We start from the raw sequence: 5,173 nt of genomic DNA, 5'->3' as shown, positions 1-5,173 counted from the left end.
ATGACCACATCCTTGTTAAATTCCCTGACCTGGCAATTCGCTTCGAAACCATCCAAACCCAGCATTTGAACATCCATAAGTATGATATCAAGATCGTTGGTATTACGGCAAAGTTTAGCAGTCTCAATTCCTGTTTCCGTTTCCAGAATTGTCTACACTGAAATCTTCACGAAGATGCGAGATGAAGTTCCGTCCAAGCCCGTCGTCTTTGGTAATTAATATTTTCAGGCTACGCTTTACTGGCTTCACTTCATGATTTCACTTCTCAATTGGCTTTCTACTTAAAACAGCAATTTCATCTTATGCGAAATAATTACGAGGCAGGGTAAAATAAAACGTTGAGCCTTTACCTTCCTGGCTTTCCACCCAGATTTTTCCACCAAGCATTTCAACATACGATTTAGCAATGGCCAGTCCCAATCCTGAGCCCTCAAATATCCTTGTTTTATCGGCGATCTCGGCCTGCGAAAAACGCTCAAAAATAATGCCCTGCCTGTCTTTTGGAATTCCGACACCTGTATCCTTTATACAAAACTCGACACTAGATCCTCGAGTCCGGCAACAAACGTTAATCGTTCCCGAATCAGTATATTTGATGGCATTCTTAATGAGGTTGGTAAGAATGGAGTCCAGTTTATTTTGGTCGGTCGTTATGTTCTTTGCCTTGAACGGTAAAAATTGATTAACGAGCAGTTTTAAACCTTTATTCTCAGCTTCAGGCTTAAAAAAATGAATTAGTTCTTCAACCCTTTCATTAAAATCGGTTTCTTGCACACTCACATGGACCACCCCGGCCTCTATATTGGAGATTTCAACAATATCATTCACCGTATTTAACATGCGCTGCCCGCTTTGATGAACAATTTTAATAAAACTCTCTTTTTGCGCACTACTCAGATCGGGTTCCAGAAGTAGGTTGGTAAAACCTAGAATACCATTCATGGGGGTGCGTATTTCGTGGCTCATATTGGCCAGAAAGGCCGACTTTAAACGGTCGCTCTCTTCCGCTTTTTCTTTGGCCTGAACCAATTCTTCCAGGTATTGAATCCGTTCAATAAAACTACCGACGTGATGGGCAATAATTTCCATGACCAACTTGTCTGTTTCGGTGTAGGATTCCTGATTCTTATAATCCTGTATGGCAATCACCCCGTTGGGTTTAAATGCATTTGCAGTTCTGAAAGGCACGCCCAGCCAAACCGATAATTCATCACCATATCCGATGACAGTCCCATCTCTCTCAATTTCACTCTGATATTCGGGGGTGACAATCAATGATTGGTTTGTTTTAAGAACATGGTCAGTATAACTGTTCCTAAAATCGTACGGTTCGTTGAGCTCCACCTGATCATATTTATCCACGTGATAGGGGAAGGAAAAAGTATGGGTTGTTTCGTTGTATAAGGCCACATAAAAATTATCAGCACGCACAATCTTTTTGAGCTTTTGGTGCACTTCTGCAAGAAATGAAGTGAGTGTAACATGCTTGGTGGCCTGCTGCGAAATTTCAAGTAGTAGTTTCTGGGTATCTTCAAGCCTTTTCCGTTCCGTAATATCTTCTTTTACAGCTACAAAATTGATCACTTCGTGCTTTTCATTGATGATGGGCGAAATGGATGCCGACTCCCAATACAATTCGCCATTTTTCTTTTTATTATGAAATTCCCCTGTCCATTCCTTGCGCGATAGAAGCGCAAACCAAAGTTGCTGATAGTCTTCTTTTTGTTTTTCGCCTGAATTAAATATCCGGGGATTTTCGCCGATCAATTCTTCTTTTGTATAACCGGTAACCTCCAGGGTTTTTGGATTAATGTACTCTATTTTTCCACCTAGATCGGTAATAATGATAGAAGTGGGGCTCTGCTCAACTGCTCGTGATAATTTTGATATTTCATTTTCTGCCCGTTTGCGTTCGGTAATATCGTTAATCAAGATATGCCGGGCTTTTCGGTCGTTAAATAGTACGGAATGTGACATAGTTTCCACATCAATTATTTCACCGTTCCTTTTGATGTGCCTCCACTCTCCTACCGTATTTAACTCAGAACGTGTATTTTCGATATCTTCAAGCAAGGCGGGAATATCTTCAACCGGCCGAATGTCTTTCAGCGTCATGGAAAGAAATTCTTCCCTGGAATACCCATAATGGTTAACAGCAGCTTGGTTCACTTCCTGGAATGCAAGTGTTTCTAGATCGTAAATCCACATGGGCTGCGGGTTATTGGCAAATAGCAAACGGTACTTCTCTTCGCTTCGCCTTAACTCATCTTCGGTTTTTTTTCGTTCAGTAATATCTCTGTGAATTCCAATATAACCATAGACATCTCCTTTTGAATCTATTATTGACGTATTGTGCCCATCTATTGTGAGTAACGAACCTTTCTTTGTTTTATTAACAATCTCTCCGGTAACCGCATTTTTTGAAAGAAGCGTATCCCAAAAAACTTTGTAAACTTCATCATCGTAAATCCCTGACTTCAGAATCCTGGGAGTCTTACCAACACACTCTTCAAAGGAATAACCATACAATTGCTCAAATGCAGGGTTTATAAAAACCAGATGTCCTTCCACGTCGGTTATAAAAATGGCTTCAGAAGAACGCTCAATTCCAAGTTTGAATTTAACCAACTCTTTTTCAATATTCTTTTGTTCCGAAAGATCAACCACATACCCTCTAATTCTTTCCAGCAGATCCCCTTGACCGAAAATACCGATGGCATTGATGATGGCATGAATTGTTTTTCCATTCTTTGAAACAAACTCCACTTCATGGTTTTCAACCTTTCTTTGGTTTTTAATCATTTGGATTATTCGTTCCCGGTCTGCTGGATTTTTGTATAGCTCAGTCATGTCAAAGTTTTCAGTTTCTGATTTTCTTTCAAACCCAAATAAATCCAAAAACGTTTTGTTGCAGCTAAAAATCTCGCCTGAAACAGAAACCACATAATCGGCCGAAATGTCGTTCTCAAAATACTCTTCCAGATTACTTTTGCTTTTTAGGAGTTCTTCTTCAGCCTTTTTTCGTTCAGTGATATCAAGGATGGAAACCACACTTTGTCGCGTGTTAGGAATCACGTTAATATTCAAAACAGCGTCGCGCTTTTCACCTTTACTGTTGATCAGTTTTACTTCATATTTTCGTGGTGCCAGCTCTGGGCTTTGGCTACGAAGATGCTGGATTTCAAGCATCATCTGTAGACTTTCGGGGGCAACATATTGGGGCCATTTCTGACCAATCAATTCACCAGAAGCATAACCGGTGATATCGAGGCATTCTTTGTTTGCCATCAAAATGCTGGTATCCTCATCGACAATTAAGGTTGCTGTCCCCGTGGATTCAAAAATGGCTTTATACCTGGATTCACTGTCTTTCAGTTCTTTTTCGGCTTGTTTTCGAAATGAAATGTCCTGAAAGGCGCCCTGTACCTTGACGATGCTTCCTTTCTCGTCATGCACGGCTTCACCGATCGTCCGAACCCAAACACGTTTTCCGCTAGCTGTAATGATCTCCATTTCTTCATCATAGGGAACGCCCTCCCGGGCACATCGATCAAAAACGTCAGTCATTTTATCGCGCCATTCCGGGGCATAAAAATGAATGCCCTCATCCACCAGCGGCGAGTAACCTGCAGACATTTCGTGGATCGCTGCCACCTCGTCTGACCAATACGACCGGTTTTCCTTTAGGATGACATTCCATCCTCCCAGTTTCGCTTTTTCCCCTGCAATCCTTATCAGGTCGTAATTTTCCTTCAGCTGATTTTGCGTCCTTTTGTATTCGTTAATATTTTGTGTTGTATTTAAGAGATATTCTTCCCCGTTGATAACAACTCGATCAATATTGGTTTCATAATAACATGTTTCTCCCGATTTTGAATGCAAGATCATTTCCTGATGGCGTACGGAACCACTTTCCCTTAATGTATCAAGGATTCTTACTCTACTCTCTTCATCCGGGCTAATGCCCAATTCAAAAGAAGTTTTCCCCAGCACTTCTTGTCTGCTATATCCAAATTCAAGCTCAAAAGCCTCATTTACGGCGACAAAATTCCCATCTGACATTTTCGAAAGCGCAGCTGCGTAGGGTAACTTTTCAAAAAGGGTGAAAAACGTCGCTTCACTTTCACGTAGAGCTCGTTCAGTCTCCTTACGGTCTGTAATGTCAATCACGGTTGTTAGAAAATGAAGCGGGTTGCCGTATTTGTCACGTAGCAATGATACGCTCACATCAGTCCAGATGTGGGAGCCATTTTTACAGATATACCTTTTTTCAAACCTGGCTGAATCTTTTTTGCCTGCTACCAAACCATCAAGAATAGCTGCAATCGCTGCAATATCCTCTTCGGGCGTGAGGTCCTGCCATTTCTTGCTTTCCAATTCCCCACGGCTGTAGCCTAGCATTTTGCAGAATGCCTCGTTAACATTGATTTCCCCCGACAGTGAGGTCATTGATTTTCCCGCATTAGCGGATTCAAATAAGGATTTAAATTGTTGTTCACGATCTCTTAGGTCTTGGTTCAGCTCGGCCTGTTCCAACTTTTGAATGGCCAGTTCACTGATAAATTCTGTCATTTTCAGCAAAAAATCCATCGCAGCTTTTACCTTTTCTTCCGACACCACTGGGACTTTCCTGAGCGTATCCAGATATTTTTTCTCATCGAAACCAAACGCTGCCGCTTGTTTTTTGAAGAATGCCACATCGGGTTCTTCAAAAAAGAACTGACCCGAAAACAGATTGGCAACATGTTCCCCTCTTATTTCCAAGGGCACAGCCACATCCATCAGTCCATTCAGGCATTGGTAAGCATGGTATTTTTCGCCAACCCCCACTCTATTTGCCAACTCAGTGTCGCTAATGGTGCACCTTTTCGATGTTTCGGGGTTGATACGGTGGAATTCTGTACAAATCGGTCTCCAACCCGATTTGGACAATACATTGCCCTCAAGATCCAGGATTGCAGTCACAAATCCCGTTGATTTATTGAATCCTTCCAAAAGCGTATCAATTTTATTTAAATCGATTAGCTGCCTGATATCTGATTTCATCGTTTGATTATTTCAAGTCTTGACGTTTCGTATGGACTAGAATATTTTAGTATTTCATCCATTATGCCTATAAACGGGTATTAATATAGAAATAAAATTCAAACAAGCCTTGCTTGAGTGAAAAAGC

General features: G+C 41.3%; 1 protein-coding gene. It reads right to left on the bottom strand.

Annotation, left to right across the window (positions count from 1 at the left end):
• Positions 1-300: 300 nt before the first annotated feature.
• Complete coding sequence (locus AAC033_RS18160; protein ID WP_339740779.1) at positions 301-5,046, bottom strand: PAS domain S-box protein; 4,746 nt, start codon at positions 5,044-5,046, stop codon at positions 301-303.
• Positions 5,047-5,173: the final 127 nt, after the last annotated feature.

It is taken from the genome of uncultured Sunxiuqinia sp. (genome assembly GCF_963974515.1).
Taxonomy (GTDB): domain Bacteria; phylum Bacteroidota; class Bacteroidia; order Bacteroidales; family Prolixibacteraceae; genus Sunxiuqinia.
Note: the sequence above shows the minus strand (reverse complement) of the source record. Positions and strands in the feature narration are given on the sequence as shown.

Excerpts from the sequence above, each read along its gene's own strand:
- AAC033_RS18160 (WP_339740779.1), bottom strand. The coding sequence starts at position 5,046 with ATGAAATCAGATATCAGGCAGCTAATCGATTTAAATAAAATTGATACG.